Origin of the sequence: uncultured Gelidibacter sp., from assembly GCF_947500795.1 — a bacterium.
GTDB lineage: Bacteria > Bacteroidota > Bacteroidia > Flavobacteriales > Flavobacteriaceae > Gelidibacter.
Window position 1 is genome coordinate 36254 of sequence record NZ_CANMTE010000002.1, and the last position, 24939, is coordinate 61192.

Here is a 24939-nt window from a genome sequence, read left to right on the forward strand (position 1 = left end):
TAGTAAAACTATTCTATTCGCTTTTCAATCTATTTAAACACATTAATGAAAAAGACAAAATTCGCCTATACACCACTATTCCTACTTGTAGCACTAATGACTTTGATCATTGGATGTGATAAAGATTATGTGTCTCTAGATTCAGATATTTCTGGACAAAACAATTTTGGTGTGGCTGATAGCCAGTATGAAGTTACTGCATACACCAACAAACTTAACCCTGTTCAAACCAACGGATTGCCATCCAATTTATTAGGCTACTATAACAATCTCGTATACGGTTCAACTACCGCCCATGTGGTTTCACAATTGGCACCGGCTATATATGACCCTAAGTTTCCTGAAGATGTAAGATTGGATTCTGTGGTTTTAACAGTGCCTTATTTCAGTAAGGCTACAGGCAATAAAGATGGTGTTACAACCTATCAATTGGATTCTGTTTATGGTTCTTCACCTATCAATTTAAAGATTTACGAGAACACGTACTTTTTGAGAAGTTTTGATCCAAACTCGGAATTCAACAGTCCTCAGAAATATTATTCAGACCGTTCATTGTCTGCTTCTTCTAAAATTCCTTTAGCATCTTTAAAGGGTACGCAATTACAAAGCATCACTAACTTTAAACCTAGTACTGCAGAAATTGTTCAGAAAGTTGGCGACGAAGTTACAAGGGTAGCGCCAGCGTTACGCTTAAAAATGGATACTGAATTTTGGAAGAATAAGATCATTCTGAAAGAAGGAGGTACTGAACTTAGCAACGCGAATAATTTTCAAAATTACTTCAGAGGTATTTACTTTGAAGCTGAAGCTATTAATAACAAGGGCAGCATGATGCTTCTTAATTTTGCAGCGGCCAATGCAAGTATTATCTTGCATTACTCCTCACCTCCTACCGGAACAGCAACGGAGCGCGTTAAAGGAAATTATCAATTAAACTTCTCTGGAAATAGAGCTAATTTCTTTGACAATACTAACACGTTACCAATTCCTCAAGGCAATCCAACTACAGGTGATGAAAAGTTGTATTTGAAAGGTGGACAAGGCGCAATGGCTGTTATCAATTTATTTGATGGTACTGACATTGACAGCGACTTAGGTACACTAACGCCATTTGAGGAGTTTAAAAACGCCTATGTTGAAACAGATGCGAATGGTAAGTTTGTAAAAGCAAAACGTTTGATTAATGAAGCTAATTTGGTGTTTTATGTTGATCAATCGTTGACACAAGGCCAAGAACCTGACAGAATCTATATTTACGATACAAAAAACAACAGACCTTTATTTGATTATAGTTTTGATACGGCCGACAATGTGACGCCTAACGACTCTAGAATCAACCACCTTGGTAAATTGCAACGTGTAAGTGATGACAAAAACTCTCAAGGGGTTAAATATAAAATCAGGATTACGGAACACATCAAGAATCTTTTGTTAAGAGATTCAACCAATGTCAGTCTTGGTTTAGCCGTTTCAACAAACGTCAACGCTGAAGGTGGCTCAGTACCACTTTCCGTTTTGTCAACAGAAAATAAACCAGTAAAAACAGTTCCAGTTAGCGCTATTCTTTCTCCAAAGGGCACAGTGTTATATGGCAACAATACAACCGACCAAACTAAAAAATTATATTTGGAGATATTTTATACAGAACCTAACAAATAAATTATATGTGCGGAATCGTTGGATACATCGGTCATAGAGAGGCCTATCCTATTATTTTAAAAGGATTAAAAAGATTAGAATACAGAGGTTATGACAGTGCTGGTATTGCGTTATTTGATGGTGAAGACCTCAATTTAAGCAAAACAAAAGGCAAGGTTGCTGACTTACAAGAACTACTAGAAAAAACAATTTCAACTAAGGGGAAATTGGGCATGGGTCACACACGTTGGGCAACTCACGGTGTTCCAAATGATGTGAATTCACATCCTCATTATTCCAATTCAGGAAACCTTATTATTATTCATAATGGAATTATTGAAAATTATGAATCATTAAAAAAGGAATTAATCCAACGTGGTTACACATTTCAATCAGATACGGATACGGAAGTATTGGTCAATTTGATTGAGGATGTCATGATCAATGAAAAAGTAAAACTTGGAAAAGCGGTTCAAATCGCATTAAACCAAGTAGTCGGTGCATACGCTATTGCTGTGTTTGACAAGTCAAGACCAAAGGAAATTGTAGTTGCCAAACTTGGTAGCCCATTGGCAATTGGTATTGGCGAAGGTGAATTTTTCATCGCTAGTGACGCTTCTCCTTTTATTGAATTTACAGATAATGCCATTTATCTTGAAGACGAAGAAATGGCAATCCTTAGGCTTGATAAAGACATCAAAATCAGAAAGATTTTAGATGATTCTTTGGTCAATCCGTATATCCAAAAATTACAACTCAATTTAGAACAGATTGAGAAAGGTGGCTATGATCATTTTATGATTAAAGAAATCCACGAACAGCCTTTAGCTATAAAAGACACTTATAGAGGTCGATTATTGGTAAACGAAGGCATTATAAAAATGGCGGGTATTGAAGATAATATGAAACGCTTTTTAAATGCAGATCGTATTATCATTGTAGCTTGTGGTACGTCTTGGCACGCAGGATTAGTTGCTGAATATATTTTTGAGGATTTGGCTAGAATCCCTGTTGAAGTGGAATATGCATCTGAATTCAGATATAGAAATCCTGTGATTACAGAAAAAGATGTGGTAATCGCCATTTCTCAATCTGGTGAAACTGCAGATACTTTGGCGGCTATTAAATTAGCAAAATCTAAAGGTGCTTTCGTATTTGGTGTATGTAACGTAGTTGGTTCTTCTATTGCAAGAGAAACTGATGCTGGCGCTTACACACATGCTGGTCCTGAAATTGGTGTGGCATCAACAAAAGCATTTACCACTCAAATTACAATCTTGACTTTAATTGCCTTACGTCTTGCAAGAGCCAAAGGAACTATGTCAAGTTCTGACTATAGAAGACAGTTACAGGAAATGGAATTAATTCCTGAAAAAGTAACTGAAGCTTTAAAAGCAGACAAGCACATTCAAGCTATTGCAGAAGCCTACAAAGATTCTCCAAACATGCTTTATTTAGGAAGAGGTTACAACTTCCCTGTAGCATTAGAAGGTGCATTGAAACTTAAGGAGATTTCATACATTCATGCGGAAGGATATCCTGCTGCTGAAATGAAACACGGCCCAATTGCATTAATTGATGAAAACATGCCTGTCATTGTAATCGCTACTAAAAAAGGGCATTACGAAAAGGTAGTTAGTAACATACAAGAAATCAAATCTAGAAAAGGTAAGATTATTGGTATTGTTACCGAAGGTGATGTGAGTGTAAGAGAACTTGCTGATTATGTGATAGAAGTTCCAGAAACCTTAGAAAACCTATCGCCATTACTAACAACAATCCCACTTCAACTCTTATCATACCATATTGCGGTAATGTTAGGTAAAAACGTGGATCAACCAAGAAACCTTGCAAAATCTGTAACCGTGGAATAGCGATTCCATCAATTGTTACTTTTACAATAAATTTACCCTTAAGAGGGCCAAAAACTATTAAATCTTAGTTTTTGGCCCTTTTTTAATGGATTTATCAATTTTTAAAGTATTTCATTAACAAATTATACTATGCATGCATAATTTTTTAAAAAAAACAATTATAAGTATGATTATATTATTTATATTGGTATCCAAATTAACTAATTTCCTAAAATGAAAACAATTCTTAAGATTATGCTACTGTTCTGCGTTACACTCACGTATTCGCAAACAACAGTTACAGGAAAAGTAACCGACACAAATGGACAACCGCTACCAGGAGCCAACGTCATTGTTGTAGGCACAGCCACTGGTACAATAACAGATTTTGATGGTAACTACTCGTTAAACGCTCCTCAAACCCCACCTTTTTCTATTCAGGTGAGTAGTGTTGGATTTGATACCGTTACAAAAGAAGTCACCTCAACAACTCAAGCTATCGATTTCAAATTAAGAGAAGGAACCTCTTTAGATGAAGTGGTAATTTCTGCTTCCAGAACACCAGAACGTGTTTTTGAATCGCCAGTAACTGTTGAAAGATTTGGTCTTAAGGAAATAAAAAACACAGCTTCTGCAGGGTTTTACGACGGATTGGAAAACTTAAAGGGAGTAGATATTAACACTAACAGTTTAACATTTAAATCAATTAACACCAGAGGTTTCGCCTCGTTTGCCAATACGCGCTTTATGCAATTGGTAGATGGTATGGACAACTCTTCTCCGGCGTTGAACTTCCCAATAGGAAATTTAGTTGGTATGAATGAAACTGACGTATTAAGTGTTGAGTTATTACCTGGTGCAGCATCTGCTTTATATGGTGCGAACGCCTTTAACGGTATCCTCTTTATGCGTAGTAAAAACCCATTCGATTTTCAAGGTATTAGTGGATACCACAAGCAAGGAATCACTTCCCAAGATGCTAGTGGAGATAACACTTATAGAGATTCAGGTATAAGAATGGCTTATAAATTCACTGATCATTTTGCTGCAAAAGTGAATTTTGGTTGGTTGAAAGGAACGGACTGGACCGCTAATAATTATGCTGGTAAACCAGGTTCAGGAGATACAAGAGCAAGTATTGGTTATGACGGTTACAACATTTATGGAGATGAAGTTTCTACAAACATTAGAGCTGCTTCTGGTGGATTAGGGGTTATTCCTGATGTGGTAGTTAGCCGTACAGGTTATGAAGAACGTGATTTGACTGATTACAATGCGGAAAGCATCAAAGCGGACTGGGGATTATATTTTAGACCTTGGGCTAACGATTTTGAAATTCAATATGTTGGTAAAGTTGGTACAGGTTCTACAATCTACCAAGGAACAAACCGCTATGCTATTGATAATTTCATTCAGCAACAACATAAAATTGAAGTTAAGAACGACAATTTCTTCGTAAGAGGGTATGTAGTTTCGGATAATGCCGGCGATTCTTATGACATGGTATTTACCGGAATTAACATCAACCGTGCATGGAAACCAGATCAATTATGGTTCCAACAGTATATTCAAACTTATGCAGGTGCAACCTTTAATGGTGCAAATGATGCACAAGCGCACGCAGCAGCAAGATCAGTAGCAGAAACTGGACGATATGCACCAGGATCTCCTGAATTTAAAGAAGCATTTGACAGAATCATCAAGGATCCTGATTTTTCTAAAGGATCACAATTTAGAGATGAATCTAAATATTCACATGTGGATGCCAATTACAATTTCAGCCACTTATGGGATGTTATCGATATTCAAGTTGGTGGGTCTTATAGAAAATATGAGCTAAATTCTTCAGGTACTATCTATACAGATTATGATGGTTCTATCCCTTATTCAGAATTTGGAGTCTATACCCAAATGCAAAAAGGATTTGACCTAGGCGAAGAGATGAAATTGAAGTTAACAGCATCTGCTCGTTATGACAAATCAGAATTTTTTGACGGATTCTTATCACCAAGACTTTCTGCTGGTTTAACAGTTAACCAAAACCATAACATTAGAGCATCTGTGCAAACAGGATTCAGAAACCCTACAACTCAAGATTTATTTATTGGTTTAGATGCTGGTCGTGCCATTTTAGTTGGTTCAGCTCCTGCAAACTTAGACCGTTACTCGCGTAGTTATGATATTAGTGCTGCCGGACAGGCTGGCTTTGGTCAACCTGCTCAAATTACGCAAACAGGTGGTGCTGCTTATACCAATTCCTATTTAGCTTCTTCAGTAAGTGCTTTTGCTAAATCTGAAAATCCTGCCGACTTAGAAATTGGAAATTCAGCGCTTGTAACACCTGAAAAAATCACCACTGCAGAAGTTGGATATAGAGGTAAAATTGATAGAGTAGTTATTGATATGAGTGTGTATTATAACAAATACCAAGATTTCATTTCTGGTGAAGTTGTAGTCGCTCCTTTTTACGGAACTGTAGGTGATAATGGTTTGTCTATAGCAGCAATTGCCAATGGCGATTATAAAGCTTACCAAACTTACACCAACTCAACAGCTGATGTTAACTCTTATGGAGGTTCTATCGGTATCACTACTAAGGTCTTTGGAGATTTTGACTTAGGAGGAAGTTATACGTACACGAAACAAGATTTCGATCAAGCGGCTTTCCCTGATTTCAAAACAAGTTTTAACACACCAGAACACAAAGCAAAAATTAATTTTGGTAACGCCAACTTATTTAAAAACTTCGGCTTTAATACGGCATGGAGATGGAGTGACGATTACTACTGGCAAGCAACATTTGGTGATGGTGCCATCCCAGCTTATCACGCATTAGATGCACAAATCAACTACACTGTACCTTCAATTAAATCTACTTTTAAAGCAGGTGCAACCAACGTTCTTGGTGAAGAATACAATACAGCAATTGGTACAGGTTCTATAGGATCAATGTATTACGTTTCCTGGACTATCAATAACTTATAAAAAATAACACAATGAAAAATATAAAATATTTACTGCTGTCCGCCATTTTAGTAGGTTTCACAGCGTGTAGTGAAGATGATTATGATTATAACCCCGCTCCTGAACCACTTCCGGAACTAACCGCTGGCTCTGTAGACTTTTCAAATTATGTAGCTGTTGGGGCATCGTTTTCAGCAGGATTTACAGATGGCGCATTGTTTATAAAAGGTCAGGAAAATTCATTTCCAAACATTTTAAATAACCAGTTTGCAACTGTTGGTGGCGGTTCATTTACACAGCCATTAATGAAAGATAACATTGGCGGATTTGTTATGGGCTCAACTGTGGTGCAGTCTCCAAGATATTATGTAGATTTATCAGGACCATCACCTTCACCAAAACTATTGGATGCTACACCAACAACACAATTAACCGAGCGTTTGACGGGTTCGTTTAACAACTACGGTATACCAGGTCTTAAAAGCTTCCATTTAGGAATACAAGGCTATGGTGCTGCTAACCCTTATTTCGGTCGTATGGCATCTAGTGCCACAGCGACAGTAATTGGTGATGCAGCAGCTAAAAACCCAACCTTCTTTACGCTTTCAGAAATAGGCGGGAATGATGTTTTAGCATATGCTACTTCTGGTGGAACAGGTGTAAACCAATTGGGTAATATTGATCCTAGAACTTACGGTTCAAATGACATCACAGACCCTAATGTGTTTGCAGCGTCATTTAAAGGTGCAGTAGCAGAATTAACAAAAAATGGTGCAAAAGGGGCTGTGGCAAATGTACCTTACATTACAAACTTAGCTCATTTTACAACCGTACCTTATAAACCTTTAAGCCCTGCTAATCCGGCGTTCGGACCACAAATTCCATTGTTGAATAACATTTTTGGAGCCTTAAATCAAATTTTCGCACAGGTTGACCCAAGCAGAAAAATTGTTTTCTCAGAAACAGCTGCAAGTGCTGTAGTTATTTATGATGAAAGCTTAACAAATATTGCTCCGGTAATTGAAGGTGCTCTTAATGCGAGTCCAACATTCCCTGCATTTATTGCACAGTTTGGATTGCCAGCTCAAGCGGCTCCATTAGTAGCGAATCTTCTTGCAACTACTTACGGTCAAGCAAGACAAGCTACAGCTAATGACTTACTCGTTTTACCAAGTATGAATACTATTGGTACCGTTAATATGGCCTCTGTTCAAACATTAATGGCGAAAGGTTTACCTCAAGCTTTGGCGGGTCAGTTTTCTGTAGAAGGCGTAACATTGCCTTTAGCTGATAAATGGGTTTTGATCCCAACTGAGCAAGCAGAAATTAAAACTGCTACAGACGCTTACAACCAAATTATTGCAGCGGTTGCAGCAGAAAAAAACTTAGCTCTTGTTGATTTTAAATCTATTTTAGAGAAAGCTACTACTGAAGGCATTCATGATGGCGATTTTATCTTCAGAACTAACTTGGTGAGTGGTGGATTGATTAGTTTGGATGGTGTGCATTTAACATCAAGAGGCTATGCACTTATGGCTAACGAATTCTTGAAAGCCATTGATGCTCAGTACGGCTCTAATTTTATAGCGGCTGGCGTAAAAGCTAACGCTGGAGATTATCCAACAAACTACAGCAAAGACTTAAGATAATTAAGAATTAAAATTTATAATTAAAACACCTTTCCAAAGAAGGTGTTTTTTTATGCTTAAAAAACCGTATAAAAGGAGTTTATAATTAGTTAAAAAACTATATCTTTGCAGCGCGAAAAACAAACTACCCAACTCATTTGGGTAAAAACATTTTAGCAAAAAAATTCAATTCAACATTAAACATATAAGTAATGTCAAAAGTTACAGGTAAAGTTGCACAAATCGTTGGTCCAGTTATCGACGTAGCCTTTAAAGCGGGTTCAAGCCTTCCAAAAATCTATGATTCTTTAGAAATTAAAAGACCTGACGGTTCTTTATTGGTACTAGAAGTTCAATCACATATTGGTGAGGATACTGTACGTACCATCGCTATGGATTCTTCTGATGGACTCAGCAGAGGAACTGAAGTTGTAGCAACAGGCGCTCCTATTCAAATGCCAATTGGCGAAGATGTTTACGGACGTTTGTTTAATGTTATTGGAGATGCTATTGATGGATTGGGCGATTTGCCTAAAGCTGGCGATGCTGGTTTACCAATCCACAGACAAGCACCTAAATTTGAAGATTTATCAACTTCAACTGAAGTTTTATTCACAGGTATCAAAGTAATCGATTTGATAGAGCCTTACGCAAAAGGTGGTAAAATTGGTTTATTTGGTGGTGCAGGTGTTGGTAAGACTGTATTGATTCAGGAGTTGATTAACAATATTGCAAAAGGTCACGGTGGACTTTCAGTATTTGCTGGAGTTGGAGAAAGAACTCGTGAAGGAAATGACCTTTTGAGAGAGATGTTAGAGTCAGGAATTATCAAGTATGGTGATGCCTTTATGCACTCAATGGAAGAAGGCGGATGGGATTTATCTAAAGTTGATAAATCTGTGATGAAAGATTCTAAAGCAACTTTCGTATTCGGACAAATGAACGAACCACCTGGAGCACGTGCTCGTGTGGCATTATCAGGTTTAACTATTGCAGAATATTTCCGTGATGGTGCTGGTGACGCTCAAGGTAAAGACGTACTTTTCTTCGTTGACAACATTTTCCGTTTTACACAAGCTGGTTCTGAGGTATCTGCATTATTAGGCCGTATGCCTTCTGCGGTAGGTTACCAACCAACATTGGCTACTGAGATGGGTGCGATGCAAGAGCGTATTACATCAACAAAAAGAGGTTCTATTACATCTGTACAAGCGGTTTACGTACCTGCGGATGATTTAACGGATCCTGCGCCGGCAACAACGTTTGCCCACTTAGATGCAACAACAGTATTGTCTCGTAAAATTGCTGAGTTAGGTATTTATCCTGCGGTAGATCCATTAGATTCTACTTCACGTATCTTAACTGCTGACATTTTAGGACATGAGCACTACGCTTGTGCACAACGTGTAAAAGAGTTATTACAACGCTACAAAGAATTACAAGATATTATTGCTATCCTTGGTATGGAAGAGCTTTCTGAGGAAGATAAAATGGCTGTAGGACGTGCAAGACGTGTACAACGTTTCTTATCTCAACCATTCCACGTTGCTGAGCAATTTACAGGTATCCCAGGAGTATTGGTAGATATTAAAGAAACTATCAAAGGATTCAACATGATTATGGACGGTGAGTTAGATCACTTACCAGAAGCTGCATTCAACCTTAAAGGAACTATTGAAGAAGCAATCGAGTCTGGAGAGAAAATGCTTGCTGAAGCTTAATAATAAGTAAGCAGTCTACAGTTTTCAGTCTTTAATAACTGCAAACTGTAGATTGCGCACTGCAAACTAAAAAACTATGTATTTAGAAATTGTATCCCCAGAAGCATCCTTAGTTAGCGGTAACGTCGATAGTGTTACTGTTCCAGGTTTAGAGGGTGAATTCCAAATGTTGAATAATCACGCCGCTATTGTTGCTATTCTTGGTAAAGGAAAAGTAAAATTTAAAGGCGATGCAACCATTGCTAATGGACAAGAAAAGAACTTCACAAAAGAAGATGGGCAATGGGTAATGCAAATCAACAGTGGAACTGTAGAAATGAAAGATAATAATGTGATTGTGTTAGTTGACTAACCTTTACATTTTTTACTAGATAAAAAAAAATCACGCTTTTCAGCGTGATTTTTTTGTTTTATACTTTAGATGCCAACCAACTCGATTGCTTCTCTTTTAGTTTCTTAGTAAACTCTTTCGAATTTGCATCCATCAACTTCAAGTTATAAGAGGTCCCGGTACCAATAGTTAATTCTAATTCCTTTTGAGTTCCGTATCGTTCAACAACCACAGACTCCTTTTCGCCTACTTTAAAGCCATTTAAAACTGAATTGACACCTACGTTCCCTTCAAGTTCCGTACCGCCTATTTTGAGCAGCTTATCCCCTTTCTGAAATCCGGCGTTGTAAGAGGGAGAACCGATTTTAGGGTTACTCACCAAGACTTGGTTTCTGACCATGGTTCCAAACTCAATATCATTTTTAGTTTCTAAGATTACGCCTACATTTTTCAGGAGTCGTTCAAAATCTGGCATGCCACTTTTATGAATATAATTTTCGAAGAAATCATCCGCCAATGGCTTACCCGCAAATTTCACTAAACTTTGATGTAAATCAGCCACCGTATAACCGACCTCAGTTTTCCCATAAGTATTCCAAACCAACGTCATATACTCATCAAGTGTCAAACCGTGTTCTCTCAAGGTTAAATCTAACGCCAATCCTAACATGCTCCCGTAAGAATAATAGGAAATGAACGTGTTTTCCCTATTGGTCTCATCCACTGATTTGGCCGCGTCTACAAAAGGCGCTTGGTAACTCATTTCAATCGGATTGAAAAATTGCCTTCCTGGCGAGGTCCACACATAGTTAAACGTTCTTACCAATCCGTTAATGTAATCTTCGCGACTCATGATTCCTGATCTCACCAACGATAAATCATCGTAATAGCTGGTAAATCCTTCGGCAAACCATAAATCGCCGCTCATATTAGCTTTTGAAAAATCGAATGGCTCTAACGATTTTGGACGGATTCGCTCCACATTCCAGCAATGGAAAAATTCATGCGCCACCGTCCCAATATTACCTTCCATTCCGCCTTGCGACAAACTTCGTGAACTTGGGATAGCGGTAGAATTCCGATGCTCCATTCCATCACCAGTCGCATTTGGCATATAGCAGGCTAAAAATAGATACTCGCCGTAATCAAAGCTTGGTAATTCTCCAAACACCATCATTTGCTCCAACACGACCTTTCTGACCTTTTCAAAATAAGTATCTACTTCATCCTCTGAAGCGGCATCATCATGCATTACCAACACTATTTTTTGACCTTTCACATCAAAAGAACGCTCTCTAAAATTCGCAATTTCTACAGGACTATCCATAAAATACTGAAGATTTGGCGCGTAATAGGTGTTGTTTTGTTGATGCTTTAACTGGGTGGCAATCTTCCAATTTAAATCTTCACGCACCTTAAATGTCACTTCCATTTCTTGATGTTCAAGCTCAGGAACATACATAAACGTTGCAGGTATATTTAAATGTGCATGGGTTTCATCAACTTGCGCATAAGTACCGTCGCCATGGTTTGCAAACAGCGTGTAACTCACATTTATGGTACCATCATGACCATTTACTTCCCAAGAGTACGGATCTGGGCGAGTTGCTTTAAGCTCCTCTCCTTTACCGTCAGTAACCTTTACATTATACAAGTTTTTCGCAAATTCATGCAAAGCGTAGCGTCCAGGTGATGAACGACTCATACGAAACGTTGCCGTTTCCGATTTTAAATTGCTAAATGTTGCTTGAATGTTAGCTTCATGATGAACAGCATTCTCAAAAGAGATGGTGTATTTTGAAGAAATTTGGGCTTGCAAAACAAATGAAGCCATGAAAAATAACAGACAGATACTAATACGAATCATGATTTTAAAATTTTGATTCTCAAATATACAATCTTTTATATTCCTTTCTCGGCGCCTACAGGTATTAAAAACCTGTGAGGACTTCGTATCTTTACGCTATGATTCCTAAAAAACTTCAAGATAAATTAGAGGCACGAAAAGCGGACAATACCTTTCGGAAATTGCGCCAACCTCATGAGTTGATTGACTTTGCATCCAACGACTATTTAGGGTTTTCGTTATCCAAAGAAATTTTTGATCATACCCATTACTATTTGGAAGAAGCATTCATTTTCCAAAATGGCTCCCGGGGTTCCCGTTTACTAACTGGTAATCACAAACTTTACAAAGATGTTGAGGACTTAATTTGCAAAACGCATGATTGCGAAAGTGCCTTGATTTTTAATTCTGGTTACGATGCCAACCTCGGATTTTTCTCAAGTGTTCCCCAACGTGGCGATGTGGTTTTTTATGATGAATACATCCATGCGTCCATCCGGGATGGAATTTCCATGGGCCATGCCCAAGCCTATAAATTTAAACACAATGATCTTGACGATTTAAAGCAGAAATGTCAGTTTCAGCGTGAAAGGATTTCTAAAGATTCAGAAGTTTATATTGCTACAGAATCAGTGTTTTCTATGGATGGCGATACACCAGATTTGATAGCAATGGCTGAATTTTGTAAAACAAATCATTTCAAGCTGATTGTTGATGAAGCACACGCCGTTGGTGTTTTTGGTGAAAACGGGATTGGTTTGACACATAGTTTAGGAATTGATGCAGCTATTTTTGCAAGAATCATCACTTTCGGAAAAGCCCTCGGTTGCCATGGCGCCGCAATTTTAGGATCTAAGCAACTTGCCGATTATCTCGTTAATTTTTCGAGACCCTTTATTTATACCACTGCCCTGCCGCCCCATTCTTTAATGACCATTAAGTCTGCCTATAAAGAGTTACAACAAACCCACGCTATAGAAAAGCTGCACGAAAACATTAACTATTTCAAAGAAAAAGTAGCCGAGCACCAACTGCAAGAACGTTTTATTACGAGTGAATCTGCAATTCAATGTTGCATAATCCCAGGAAATGACACCGTTAAAAAAGTTTCGCAAGACTTTTATGCACATGGTTTTGATGTAAAACCGATCGTCTCTCCTACGGTACCTAAAGGTCAGGAGCGTCTGCGTTTTTGTATCCATTCCTATAATGCTGAAGAGGAAATCTCAAAAGTGTTAGCGCTTTTAGCTACATTTATAAAATGAAAAATGAAACATTTACGACTGTTGCGGTATTTCAATATTCTTCGGAAGCGCAAATCATTAAAGGCAGATTGGAATCGGACGGGATTGAAGTTTTTCTAGCCGATAACCTCACTATAGATACGGACCCACTGGTGAGCAATGCTATTGGCGGGGTTAAGTTAAAAGTCCTTTCTACGCAAGTAGCTGAAGCCAAAGAGATTCTGAATTCCATTCAGCCATATGCCATTGACGATGAAGGCAATGCTTTAAATTGCCCTAATTGCATGAGTACGGATGTCGAATTATTCTCCACAATTAAAGACATAAAATCCTTTTTCTGGTTTATTTTTGGGTTCCTATTTTCATCACTTCCATTTTATACCAAGCACAAATATATGTGCGACGTGTGTGGAACCGAATTTGATATAAAATGAACAATTATTTCGTTACCGGTATCTCAACAGATGTTGGAAAAACCATCGCTTCAGCAATTTTAGTAGAAGCCCTCAACGCCGATTATTGGAAACCAATCCAAGCTGGCGATTTGGACAATTCAGATACGCATAAAGTGCAGCGGTTAGTCTCCAATAAAAAATCGAAATTTCACGACAGTAGTTACTTGTTGAACACGCCTATGAGTCCGCATGCCGCAGCTGAAATTGATGGCGTTACGGTATCTACTAAAACCATAAAAACACCAAAAACCAAAAAGAATTTGGTGATTGAAGGCGCGGGTGGCTTGTTGGTTCCTATCAATGATTCTGAAACCATTCTCGATTTGATCAAACCCGAATATAAGGTGATTGTTGTATCAAGACATTATTTGGGAAGCATTAACCATACGCTTTTAACGGTCAATCTTTTAAAATCGAAAGGTTTTGACTTGGCACTAATTTATAGCGGCGAAGCACATGCATCCACAGAAGCAATCATCGAAAAAATGACTCAAGTCCCAGTCATTGGGCGCATCGATGAAGAGCCTTATTTTGATAAAAATGTGGTGCTGGAATACGCTGAAAAATTTAAAGAGACTTTATAATACTTCGCAGAATATCCTGGAGATGTTAATCAATACATTGCATTGCGACTGCGCCCAATGCAACAAATACCGTATACAAATGACCCTAAAAGAACGCGATAAAAAACACCTTTGGCACCCACTAACGCAACACAAACTGCACCCAGACACCATTGCCATTGTTAAAGCAAAAGACTGTACACTTACCGATGAAGATGGCAACACATACATCGACGCCATCGCATCTTGGTACACGTGCATGTACGGACATTGCAACGCTTTTGTTACCGATCGTGTTGCAGCTCAAATGCAGCAGTTGGATCAGGTGGTTTTTAGCGGATTTACGCATGAACCGGCAATCAAACTTTCTGAAGCCTTGATTTCTATTCTTCCAGAAAATCAAAACAAACTCTTTTTTAGTGATAACGGATCAACAAGTGTTGAAATCGGCATTAAAATGGCGCTGCAATATCATTTTAATAAAGGCGAAAAACGCAATATCCTTCTCGCTTTTGAAGATGGGTTTCACGGTGATACGTTTGGTGCCATGAGCGTTTCTAGCTTATCTGTGTACAACGGTCCTTTTGAAGAGTATTTTTTGGATGTGAAGCGAATTCCAACGCCAAATGGTGAAAACCATAACTCCATTTTGAATCTTCTTGAAAAATTGGTTTTGGAGCATGATATTGCCGGCTTTGTATACGAGCCTTTAGTACAAGGTGCGGCGGCAATGAAAATGCACAACGCAGATGGTCTTAACCAAATTTTGAAGTTTTGTAAAGATCATCACATTATTACGGTTGCGGATGAAGTTATGACCGGATTTGGAAAAACCGGGAAAAATTTTGCATCTGACTATATGGACACGAAGCCTGATATCATCTGTATGAGTAAAGCGCTCACGGCAGGATTGCTCCCTATGGCAATTACTTCCTGTTCCCAGCCTATTTATGATGCTTTTTATAGTGATGATATGAGCAAAGGACTCTTCCACGGACATACGTATTCGGCTAATCCGTTAGCGTGTACTGCTGCTTTGGCGGGGATAGAGTTATTAAAATCGGAAGCCATACAACAAAACATTGAACGGATTAGTGCGGCTCACCAAGGCTTTAATGAGCGTATTAAAGAGCATCCAAAGGTAAAATCGACGCGCCAAACTGGAGTTATTTTTGCGCTCGACCTGAATATTGAAATGGAACGTTATGGCGATTTACGCGATAAAATTTTCAAGTTCTTTATGGACAATGGCGTCTTCTTAAGACCTTTAGGGAGCACCATTTACATTCAAGCGCCATATGTGATTACGGAAAGTGAATTGGAAAAAGTATATCAAACCATTGAAAACGCATTGGACATTCTCTAAAATATTTAATCACATTTGGAAATAACATAGTGTTTCCTATTCCACGCTCGAGATAGTTTTATTTTTGCTTAAATTTTAAGTTTTGCTACAACCCGTTTCTATCACTGCTATTAGTTCCATTTCCCCACTAGGAGAGACTACACCTGATATTTGGAAGAATTATCAACATAACGGCCATTGTCTTTCTGAAAAATCTTTTGGGGACATTAAAGCGATGGTGGGTCAGTTACCTTCTGTGGTAAAATCGGCTATTAAATCTTTACAACACTCCGATTCCCATTTTAAGAATTTAGATCCATCGGTTTTGTATGCGATTTACACGTCGCGAAATGCAGTAGCTGAAGCTGGTTGGACTTCCAAAGATAATTTCGGAATCAATATTGGTTCCTCGCGCGGTGCAACTGCTTTATTTGAAAAATACCACGAAGATTTTCTTAATCGTGGGCGCGCTCAAACATTGAGTTCACCTACGACCACATTAGGTAATATCTCCTCTTGGGTAGCGCACGATTTGCAAACACAAGGACCAGAAATAAGCCATTCCATAACTTGTTCTACTGCTTTACATGCTTTATTAAACGGTGTGGCATGGATAAATTCTGGAATGTCAGATAAATTTTTAGTTGGTGGTAGTGAAGCGCCATTAACAAATTTTACGGTCGCTCAAATGCAAGCCATAAAAATTTATGCACCGCTTCCTCCACAAACGAACGCTAATTTTTATCCTTGCCGATCTTTAGATCTCCATAAAACAAAAAACTCCATGGTACTTGGCGAAGCGTCCGCTATGGCGTGTTTAGAACGCGGCATTTCTGAAAATGCGTTGGCCAACATCATTGGTATCGGGTATGCTACAGAAGTCTTGGAACATAGCGTCTCAGTATCTTCAGACGCCCAATGCTTCCAACGCTCCATGAAAATGGCTTTAGGGACGATAAATCCGAATGAAGTAGATATAATTGTCACTCACACCCCTGGCACCATAAAAGGAGATTCGTCAGAATTGAATGCTATAGATGCCGTTTTTCTGGATAAAAAACCCGCCTTAACTACCAATAAATGGAAAATTGGCCACAGTCTTGGCGCTTCTGGCCTATTAAGCTTAGAGATGGCCATTTTAATGTTGCAAAACCAAGAGTTCATCAATGTGCCTTTTATAGAAGCGCAAACGCCACAACGTATTAAAACCATTATGGTAAATGCGGTCGGATTTGGGGGAAATGCCGTCTCCATATTAATATCTCGATAGATTCGCAGTAGAAGTGGCACTTTTCCACTCATAGCCTTTTTTTAGCATCAAAAAAGTTCTCATTAAAAAGTTAATAGATTCAGTTCTCAAACCTTTTCTTTATTTTTAAGGTATGAAATATGGTTCTCTACTTATAATTTTTATGATGATGGGTTGCGCATCTGTCAGCCCAATTAAAAAAGCAATCTCTGCTGATGATGTAAAACTCAATACAATCATGAAGCAGTTGCCTTTACATGAAGTACAAGTACTGTTTTCTGAAGTCATTCGCGATAAAAATGGCCATGTAAAATTTTTGGAAGATCAGTTTCAAGTTGATGATGCAACGTATTTCTACCCTGCGAGTACTGTAAAATTGCCCATCGCCCTATTGGCATTAGAAAAGTTAAATCGCAACGCTTTAGTGGATAGAGATACACCTTCTAAAGTGGAAGATGACACCATCGTTTCAACCTTTACTAAGGATATCATCGATATATTTGCGGTTAGTAGCAACACGGCCTACAATCGATTATTTGAGTACCTAGGTCAAGATGAGATCAATCAGCAACTAAAAGATAAAGGCATTAATGCTAAAATTTATCACCGCTTGTCCATCCCAAATTCCGCCAATTTAACCACAAAACCATTGTTGTTCTACAAAGACGGTTCCGTCATATATAAGACAGAAGCCAAGACCAATCAACCTATGGCACCTTTACAGTTGAACAGCCTCAGCAAAGGTGTGGGTTACACCATTGGCAACAGCTTGGTCCAACAACCCATGGATTTCTCTATGAAAAATTACCTACCGGTAACCTCCTTACATGGCATATTGAAGCGATTGCTATTCCCTGAACTCTTTCCAAAACAGCAACAGTTTGCGTTGACTGAAGCCGATCGCAAATTCTTGATTGACGCCATGTCCATCCTTCCAAAACAAGCGGGTTATAATCCTGAAGATTTTCCCGATACCTACATGAAATATTTAGTTGTAGGCGATTCAAAAAGCACAATGCCCGAAGATTTGGAGATTCATAATAAGATAGGTTCTGCTTATGGCTATCTAACCGATTCTGCCTATATCATCAATAAAAAAACCAATCAAGAATTCCTAATAACGGCGACCATACATGTGAATAAGAACAAAATTTATAATGATGGTGTTTATGAATATGATGATCTTGGCATTCCCTTTTTAGCAGCTCTTGGCAGAAAATTGATATTATACCAATTAAAATAGACACAAAAAACGTCCATTTCTAAGATTATCTAAAGTTAATTTTCATCACCTTTAGTTGTGCTGAAAAACAACAATTTAAATCACACTTAAGTACACCACCAAAAAATTTATAGGCTTTCGGAAGATTTCTTTCATATTAAATAAGTTATTTTTACCTCATCATTGAAATTGACTAACATGACCAACATAAGACATAACTGGACAAAAGAAGAAATTCTCAATATTTATAATAAACCTTTTATGGAGTTGCTTTATGAAGCAGCAACAATACACAGGCAGCATCACGACCCGAACACGGTGCAGGTGTCTACCTTGCTTTCCATAAAAACGGGAGGTTGCCCTGAAGATTGCGGCTATTGTCCGCAAGCAGCGCGTTACCATACGAATGTTGAAGGCAATGATTTGATGAGCGTTCAGCAAGTAAAAGCGCAAGCCTTACGTGCAAAATCAACAGGAAGTTCTCGTGTATGTATGGGAGCAGCTTGGCGTAATGTAAAGGACGGTGAGGAATTTGATCAAGTTTTGGAGATGGTACGTACCATCAACAAATTGGATATGGAAGTATGTTGTACCTTGGGAATGATTACTGAAAATCAGGCACAACGTTTAGCTGAAGCCGGATTGTATGCTTATAATCACAATTTAGATTCTTCAGAAGAATATTATAAAGAAGTCATTTCTACCAGAGGTTATGAAGACCGTTTACAAACGATAGACAACGTACGTAAAACCAATGTTACGGTATGTAGTGGCGGAATCATTGGAATGGGAGAAAAAATTGAGGATCGCGCGGGCATGTTGGTGGCATTATCCACTTTAAATCCGCAACCAGAATCTGTACCGATCAATGCTTTGGTTGCCGTAGAAGGTACCCCGTTGGCAGATGAAAAACCTGTTGAGATTTGGGACATGATCCGTATGGTAGCTACTGCTAGAATCGTGATGCCAGAAACTCAAGTACGGTTAAGTGCAGGCCGTACCCAAATGAGTAGAGAAGGTCAAGCCATGTGTTTCTTCGCTGGTGCAAATTCTATTTTTGCCGGCGATAAATTATTGACGACTCCAAACCCAGACGTCAATGAAGACATGAAAATGTTTGAAGCATTAGGCCTTAATCCGCAAAAGCCATTTACTAAAAAGGTGCAACCACAAACGGTTGAAGCAGCAGAATCTAAATTTCAAGCGTTAGGAGAAAAACCTAAATGGACACGCCCTGATCATAAAATTGAACGTAATGAGATTGCAAAACAACAATCGAAGGTTTTAAAATAGTCAAAACTTAGGTCGAAAATTGCAATTTTAAGAGTTCTCCAAAACGTGTTAACATGTTAATATTTAACATACATTTTAATACGTTTCGTAACCATTTCTTAACTTTGCAGCCTAAATTTTTGAACTTTGGAATTAGACCTACAAGACATTCCTCGAGTAAAGACGATTACTAAGGAAGATTTCATTAAATTCTATTTTAAGCCTCAAAAACCAGTTGTTATTGAGCGCTTTATCGAAGATTGGCCGGCATATGAGAAGTGGAATTTAGACTATATCAAGTCTGTTGCAGGAGACAAAGTTGTACCCTTGTATGATGACCGTCCGGTAAATCATGAAGATGGTTTCAATGAGCCTCACGCCAAAATGAAAATGGCAGATTATATAGATCTTCTAAAGCGGGAACCTACAAAATTTCGCATTTTCCTATGGAATATTCTTAAGGAAGTTCCACAATTACAAAAGGATTATTCGTACCCAGATTTTGGTCTAAAACTCATGAAGGTTCTGCCGATGTTGTTTTTTGGCGGAGAGAACTCGCACACCTTTATGCATTATGATATTGATTTGGCCAATATCTTCCATTTTCATTTTAACGGCAAAAAGCTGTGTATTTTATATGATCAAAGACAAAATCCATTCCTTTATAAAATTCCGCATTCGTTAATTACGCGAGAGGATATCGATTTTTCCAATCCTGATTTCGAAAAATGGCCCGCACTAAAAAAAGCTAAAGGCTATAGAACGGAATTGAATCATGGTGAAGTGCTTTATATGCCTGAGGGTTATTGGCATTATATGAAATATATCACGCCAGGGTTTTCCATGAGCTTACGCGCTATTGCGAGAAATCCGAAAAATTTAGGAAAAGCCATCTATAATATAGTGGTCATGCGTCATTTTGATACTGTCATGCGTAAATTAAAAGGTCAAAAATGGATCGATTGGAAGAACGACAAAGCCTTTAGCAATACTCAAAAGAGTTTAGAGCAGTACTAACGTATTTTAAAAAACATAGCTATATTTGCCCAAATTAAAAACAAAACTTATATCATGAAAAAACTGATTGTAATCCTATGCATTTTAAACGTTTCTTTTGCTAATGCACAAGCTTTTAAAGGTAATGGCGATAATAAATTGCAGATTGGCGCAAATTTTCAAGACTATGCAACTGGAATCAATGTAGCTTTTGATTATGGTTTAGGCGAAAACATTTCCGTAGGTGTTTCCGGTGCATATGCCTTAGGCGTAAAGGAAGAATTAGATGCTAGTTTTGGTGATCGTTTTGACCTTAAAGGACGTTTCAACGCACACTTAGGAAGTGTTTTGAACATTGATGAAAATTTTGATCTTTATCCAGGTTTAAACTTGAGTTTAAAGAATTTTGGTGGCCATGTAGGCGCACGCTATTTTTTCTCTGATGGTTTTGGAATTTATGCTGAAACGGTATTCCCATTAGCAAAATATGATACCACTATTACAAATCCAGCTGAAGAAATCCATAACCAGTTCGTGGTAAATATTGGAGCGACATTTAGCTTATAATAAAAAACTAATTGCTATTTAAAACTGCGTTGTTCTTCGGAATGATGCGGTTTTTTTTTGTGAATATTCTTAAAATGAATTGTCAAACCTCAAACCTCAAACCTCAGAACCTCAAACCTCACACCCTACATTCTCAAAACAACTCATTGACCTTGTCATACACCAAATGACTTTCCCAACCTCTATAAAAGAGGTAATCGGCTAGTTTTTTCTTTTTCTTCATTGGGTTTTTTTCTCGGATAGTTTCTGCCTTCTTTTCTGCAAGTGCATGAAACGTATTCAAGTAGTCCTGATCGCTAATAGTTTGAAGCGCCTCCGCAATCAGTGTTTTACCGATTTCCTTTTGTTTAAGTTCCCGCGTCAAACGTTGTTTGCCCCATTTTTTAATTCTGAATTTCCCGCTGACAAATGCCTTTGCATAGCGTTCTTCATTTAAAAAATTGTCCTGCATCAATTTCACAACAATATGGTCAATTACCTCAGGAATCATTCGCATGGTATATAGTTTTTGGGTGACTTCCTTATGACAGCGTTCTTGATAACTGCAATAGCGCTCCATTTTTTTTAAAGCCTCCTCAACCGTATACGTTTTATGTGTTTCCATATGCAAAAATAGCAACATTTTGTTAATAAGTTAAAAATTATAACACGCTGTTTATGAGCTATTTTAGTCTACCTTTAATTCCTTGTGTTAGTAACAAGGATTTATTTATGCAATTATGGATAAAACACTAAATCTCGTAGTATTAGCATCACTGAGTTTTGTGTTTTCCACGGTTGGCCAAGCTCCCGAAATCAAAGTCGAGGGCAATGTAGGCACCTATCCAGAAATTGTAAGTGGCGACACCAATCCACAAGGCACCGATAATACCCTGTTTGCTGCACAATTTATCGGGTCTTCACAATCTAAATCGTACCGCATTCGCAATCTAGGGAATCTCAACTTAACGGTTTCTAGTGTGAGCATCTTGGGTGCAAATCCGGGTGATTTCACTATCACAACAACACCTAGCGCCACTATTTCACCTGATAGTTTTTCGCTTCTAGAAATACAATTCGCACCCTTAGTTTCGGATGTAAGAAACGCCATTGTTTCAATCATAAATAATGACAGTGACGAAAACCCTTACACATTCGCCGTACGTGGCACCGGACGATGCGTAACTGCGAGCAACACCATATACCCAACGAGTGGTCCCGTAGGCACAATTGCCACAATTATAGGCGCTAATTTTGGGCCAACAACCGCTGCAATCATCAATGGCATACACATGCCGTTAACGCTAATAAATTCCACTACTATTGAAGTCAAAATTCCCAATGGCGCATCAACAGGGAATATCAAAATTGTGAACACTCTTGGCTGTATAAGCATAACGCCCTTTACGGTTATAGATAGCGCCATTGGCGGCTGTGAAGGAAGCATGTTTCTATCCGACTTATTTATTAGTGAAGTGACGGATGCTACCGCTGGCGGATTAAGTTATGTTGAAATTTATAATGGGACAGGTGCCACAATTGCGCTTGAAAACTATGCATTAGCGATTTATAATAATGGTGTCTCAAGTCCAACGAACACATTAAAACTAAGTGCTGTAAGCCTAGCTCATAATTCAATTTACACTGTTGCCATGGGCATTTCCAATAATCCAACTACAGGGAACACTTGTCCTCAGATTGGGGGAAATGGGCAATTGGCAAATCAAACGAGTACGGTGGTAGGCATCAATAAAAAGGACAATGAACATGATCTTATCCGTTTGATGAAAAATAACAACACAGTGGTTGTTGATGAATTCGGTACATATCTGGATAAAGATTGGATGGACACTACAATCATAACAGGCGATCGTGGCTTTAACTTTAGACGGTTAAATTCTGCGTCGATTCTTCCCAATCCTACTTTTAATCTGGCCGATTGGAATGCTATTGATTGGGTAGGTTCGGGTGCAACGTCTTGTGGCACGAATGATTATTCGAACATTGGAATCTATGATTTCTCCGGTGGTGCTCCTCCCACAATTACGATTCACCCAATTTCACCATCTTCCGCTTGTAGTTTATCAGCATCATTATCGGTGCAAGCATCTGAAGGCGTGTCAGGCGGCCTGCCTTTAGCCTACCAATGGTATTACAATGCACCCAATACTTCAAATTGGATCGAAATTTTACCAATGGACACAACATATTCCGGTCAGCAAAGTTCAAACCTCAGCATTTTAAATTTGGAAAATTTTGATGGGTATCAGTTTTACGTACAGGTTCGCGAAAACGGAATCACATGCTATAAAGCCAGCCATGTAGTACCCATAAAAATTAAAAAAACCAGTTGGACTGGTACGCATTGGAGCCCAATCTTACCAAACAGCAGTACAGTCACCGTTTTAAATGCAAATTACACTACTAATGCTACCAACGGCAGTTTTTCAACGTGCAGCCTCGTTGTGAATTCCGGATACAGCTTACATATTACGGACGATCATTATATAGAAATACTAAACGATGTGATTGTTAAAGGAAACTCACCTTCGGATTTTGGAGAAATCGTAGTAGAAACTAAAGGAGCTTTTGTACAAAGAGGCGATGATTCTTCAGCTGGAAATTTCACGATCGTTAACTCTGGCACCTCACGTGTTAAAAAGTCGACTCCCATTAAACAGAAATGGTATGCTTATACCTATTGGAGTTCTCCGGTTGGCACGGAAACCGTGGAAAGGGCATTGAGTATGGCCTTGCCTAATCGTCGGTTTTATTTTGATGCTTCCAGTTATTTAGATGCTGATGGAAATGATATTGATGATAATGGAGACGATTGGAAACTGGCGACCGGCCGTATGATACCAGGCGTCGGCTATGCAGCAACTTCCAAAACGACAAGTATCCCATTTCCTAGAATTGATGAAACCGAATTTAGTGGCGCTTTTAACACAGGAAATATTTCCGTGAATATTATAACCAATAACCTCCCCACAGACAATGATTGGAATTTAATTGGCAATCCCTATGCATCTGCCATAGCTTTTAAATTGGTCCACAGCGCAAATCCTGATGTTATTGATGGCGCTGCCTATTTATGGTCTCACTTTTCTCCTCCCTTGGCTAGCAATCCTGGGAACCAAGTTTTGAATTTTAATAGTGCAGACTATGCCGTAATTACAACAGGAAGTGGAAATGCAGCAGGCGCAAGTAAAATCATTCCATCGGATTATATTCCGTCAGGTCAAGGCTTTTTCGTGAAAGGCATTCATAGCGGTGGCACATTGACTTTTAAAAACGCTATGAGAATGGCCGATGTCTCAAGCAATGCACAATTTTTTAAATCTGCTCCCACGGATATAGCTAACAAATACTGGATTAATCTTACTTCGGATAGTGGAATATTTAGTCAAATTCTCGTCGCTTATGTAGATGATGCCACTGACGGTTTTGATGGATTCACCTATGATGCCGAACGAAATTTAGCGTCTGGTATTGGTGCAAATATTTATACTGAAATCCCAACACGCAATAAAACATATGTTATTCAAGGGAAATCTCCCGCTAGTTTAACATTGGAAGAAGAATTACCAATAGCATTTTACACTACCATTACCCAGCCCACCAACTATAAACTATCACTCGCCCAATCACAAGGAGCGTTCTTTGAAGAGAACAAAATTCATATTAAGGATAATTTACTGGACATTTCCCATAATTTATCTCAAAGCGACTATAGTTTCACGTCTGTCATCGGCGACTTTAAAGATCGATTTGTAGTTCATTTTAAAACCCAGACGTTGTTACTTGAAGATGCAGTTGTGGAGTCGGATATGCTATCGATAATCGAACTTAAAAATGGAAGTGTTCAATTTTCTATCGGGCAACATCTCTCTATAAAATCAGTGGAAATTATTGATGTTTTAGGCAGAACCTTATATCATTTCAAAGGTAGTTCTAACAAAGAAATTTATGAATTAGGCGACACAAGTCAAGCTGTTTACATTGCCCGAGTGAGGCTTTCCAACGACCGAATCATTACAAAACGCATACTAAAGCGCCATTAGTC

Annotated in this window: 18 protein-coding genes; 16 read left to right on the forward strand and 2 right to left on the reverse strand. The window is 38.4% G+C overall.

All coding sequences use genetic code 11. The features are described 5' to 3' along the window. The first annotated feature begins 45 nt into the window (after positions 1–45). The 6 genes from Q0947_RS05380 (at position 46) to Q0947_RS05405 (ending at position 10156) form a co-directional block, all read left to right on the forward strand. On the forward strand, positions 46–1659 hold the full coding sequence (locus tag Q0947_RS05380; protein WP_299393076.1) for a DUF4270 domain-containing protein: 1614 nt from the start codon (positions 46–48) through the stop codon (positions 1657–1659). Positions 1660–1664: 5 nt separating this feature from the next. Beyond that, entirely contained in the window at positions 1665–3512 is a 1848-nt protein-coding gene (glmS, locus tag Q0947_RS05385) for a glutamine--fructose-6-phosphate transaminase (isomerizing) (protein ID WP_299393079.1), read from the forward strand. Positions 3513–3725: 213 nt separating this feature from the next. Continuing rightward, positions 3726–6476, forward strand: a complete 2751-nt coding sequence (locus Q0947_RS05390) for a TonB-dependent receptor (RefSeq protein ID WP_299393083.1) — start codon at positions 3726–3728, stop codon at positions 6474–6476. Positions 6477–6487: 11 nt separating this feature from the next. Then, entirely contained in the window at positions 6488–8104 is a 1617-nt protein-coding gene (locus Q0947_RS05395; protein ID WP_299393088.1) for a G-D-S-L family lipolytic protein, read from the forward strand. A gap of 191 nt (positions 8105–8295) precedes the next feature. Further along, on the forward strand, positions 8296–9804 hold the full coding sequence (atpD, locus tag Q0947_RS05400; protein ID WP_299393091.1) for a F0F1 ATP synthase subunit beta: 1509 nt from the start codon (positions 8296–8298) through the stop codon (positions 9802–9804). Between the two features lie 76 nt (positions 9805–9880). Then, complete coding sequence (locus tag Q0947_RS05405) at positions 9881–10156, forward strand: F0F1 ATP synthase subunit epsilon (protein WP_299393096.1); 276 nt, start codon at positions 9881–9883, stop codon at positions 10154–10156. Positions 10157–10214: 58 nt separating this feature from the next. Here the strand turns inward: Q0947_RS05405 and Q0947_RS05410 are convergent, their stop codons facing one another. Beyond that, positions 10215–12002: a PDZ domain-containing protein gene (locus Q0947_RS05410; RefSeq protein WP_299393100.1), complete on the reverse strand. Its 1788-nt coding sequence runs from the start codon at positions 12000–12002 to the stop codon at positions 10215–10217. Between the two features lie 98 nt (positions 12003–12100). Between Q0947_RS05410 and Q0947_RS05415 the strand changes: the two genes are divergently transcribed. The 9 genes from Q0947_RS05415 to Q0947_RS05455 all read left to right on the forward strand — a co-directional run bounded on the left by Q0947_RS05415 (position 12101) and on the right by Q0947_RS05455 (position 20894). Continuing rightward, positions 12101–13246, forward strand: a complete 1146-nt coding sequence (locus tag Q0947_RS05415; protein WP_299393105.1) for an aminotransferase class I/II-fold pyridoxal phosphate-dependent enzyme — start codon at positions 12101–12103, stop codon at positions 13244–13246. Then, positions 13243–13659: a DUF2007 domain-containing protein gene (locus Q0947_RS05420; protein WP_299393110.1), complete on the forward strand. Its 417-nt coding sequence runs from the start codon at positions 13243–13245 to the stop codon at positions 13657–13659. The genes Q0947_RS05415 and Q0947_RS05420 overlap by 4 nt, the downstream gene beginning before the upstream one ends. Beyond that, the gene (gene bioD / locus Q0947_RS05425; RefSeq protein ID WP_299393116.1) at positions 13656–14264 is read left to right on the forward strand and encodes a dethiobiotin synthase; all 609 of its coding nucleotides are present in this window, start codon (positions 13656–13658) and stop codon (positions 14262–14264) included. The genes Q0947_RS05420 and bioD overlap by 4 nt, the downstream gene beginning before the upstream one ends. Before the next feature lie 79 nt (positions 14265–14343). After that, positions 14344–15609, forward strand: a complete 1266-nt coding sequence (bioA, locus tag Q0947_RS05430) for an adenosylmethionine--8-amino-7-oxononanoate transaminase (protein ID WP_299393119.1) — start codon at positions 14344–14346, stop codon at positions 15607–15609. Between the two features lie 82 nt (positions 15610–15691). Then, the gene (locus tag Q0947_RS05435) at positions 15692–16858 is read left to right on the forward strand and encodes a beta-ketoacyl synthase N-terminal-like domain-containing protein (protein WP_299393121.1); all 1167 of its coding nucleotides are present in this window, start codon (positions 15692–15694) and stop codon (positions 16856–16858) included. A gap of 112 nt (positions 16859–16970) precedes the next feature. Beyond that, the gene (locus Q0947_RS05440; protein ID WP_299393124.1) at positions 16971–18080 is read left to right on the forward strand and encodes a serine hydrolase; all 1110 of its coding nucleotides are present in this window, start codon (positions 16971–16973) and stop codon (positions 18078–18080) included. Between the two features lie 177 nt (positions 18081–18257). Further along, on the forward strand, positions 18258–19352 hold the full coding sequence (bioB, locus tag Q0947_RS05445) for a biotin synthase BioB (protein ID WP_299393127.1): 1095 nt from the start codon (positions 18258–18260) through the stop codon (positions 19350–19352). Positions 19353–19478: 126 nt separating this feature from the next. Next, positions 19479–20348 (forward strand): cupin-like domain-containing protein, encoded by an 870-nt coding sequence (locus Q0947_RS05450; protein WP_299393131.1) that lies wholly within the window; start codon positions 19479–19481, stop codon positions 20346–20348. Between the two features lie 54 nt (positions 20349–20402). Beyond that, positions 20403–20894 carry a DUF6646 family protein gene (locus Q0947_RS05455; RefSeq protein WP_299393136.1) on the forward strand — a complete coding sequence of 164 codons (492 nt, stop codon included), beginning with the start codon at positions 20403–20405 and terminating at the stop codon, positions 20892–20894. Positions 20895–21027: 133 nt separating this feature from the next. On the opposite strand, the gene Q0947_RS05460 is transcribed toward Q0947_RS05455, so the two are convergent. Then, the gene (locus Q0947_RS05460; RefSeq protein ID WP_299393140.1) at positions 21028–21498 is read right to left on the reverse strand and encodes a regulatory protein RecX; all 471 of its coding nucleotides are present in this window, start codon (positions 21496–21498) and stop codon (positions 21028–21030) included. A gap of 115 nt (positions 21499–21613) precedes the next feature. On the opposite strand from Q0947_RS05460, the gene Q0947_RS05465 reads away from it, so the two are divergent. Beyond that, the gene (locus Q0947_RS05465; RefSeq protein ID WP_299393145.1) at positions 21614–24937 is read left to right on the forward strand and encodes a choice-of-anchor D domain-containing protein; all 3324 of its coding nucleotides are present in this window, start codon (positions 21614–21616) and stop codon (positions 24935–24937) included. Positions 24938–24939 lie beyond the last annotated feature (2 nt).

Coding starts and splice junctions, on each gene's coding strand:
- Q0947_RS05380 (WP_299393076.1), top strand. CDS start 46: ATGAAAAAGACAAAATTCGCCTATACACCACTATTCCTACTTGTAGCA.
- glmS (WP_299393079.1), top strand. CDS start 1,665: ATGTGCGGAATCGTTGGATACATCGGTCATAGAGAGGCCTATCCTATT.
- Q0947_RS05390 (WP_299393083.1), top strand. CDS start 3,726: ATGAAAACAATTCTTAAGATTATGCTACTGTTCTGCGTTACACTCACG.
- Q0947_RS05395 (WP_299393088.1), top strand. CDS start 6,488: ATGAAAAATATAAAATATTTACTGCTGTCCGCCATTTTAGTAGGTTTC.
- atpD (WP_299393091.1), top strand. CDS start 8,296: ATGTCAAAAGTTACAGGTAAAGTTGCACAAATCGTTGGTCCAGTTATC.
- Q0947_RS05405 (WP_299393096.1), top strand. CDS start 9,881: ATGTATTTAGAAATTGTATCCCCAGAAGCATCCTTAGTTAGCGGTAAC.
- Q0947_RS05410 (WP_299393100.1), bottom strand. CDS start 12,002: ATGATTCGTATTAGTATCTGTCTGTTATTTTTCATGGCTTCATTTGTT.
- Q0947_RS05415 (WP_299393105.1), top strand. CDS start 12,101: ATGATTCCTAAAAAACTTCAAGATAAATTAGAGGCACGAAAAGCGGAC.
- Q0947_RS05420 (WP_299393110.1), top strand. CDS start 13,243: ATGAAAAATGAAACATTTACGACTGTTGCGGTATTTCAATATTCTTCG.
- bioD (WP_299393116.1), top strand. CDS start 13,656: ATGAACAATTATTTCGTTACCGGTATCTCAACAGATGTTGGAAAAACC.
- bioA (WP_299393119.1), top strand. CDS start 14,344: ATGACCCTAAAAGAACGCGATAAAAAACACCTTTGGCACCCACTAACG.
- Q0947_RS05440 (WP_299393124.1), top strand. CDS start 16,971: ATGAAATATGGTTCTCTACTTATAATTTTTATGATGATGGGTTGCGCA.
- bioB (WP_299393127.1), top strand. CDS start 18,258: ATGACCAACATAAGACATAACTGGACAAAAGAAGAAATTCTCAATATT.
- Q0947_RS05455 (WP_299393136.1), top strand. CDS start 20,403: ATGAAAAAACTGATTGTAATCCTATGCATTTTAAACGTTTCTTTTGCT.
- Q0947_RS05460 (WP_299393140.1), bottom strand. CDS start 21,498: ATGGAAACACATAAAACGTATACGGTTGAGGAGGCTTTAAAAAAAATG.
- Q0947_RS05465 (WP_299393145.1), top strand. CDS start 21,614: ATGGATAAAACACTAAATCTCGTAGTATTAGCATCACTGAGTTTTGTG.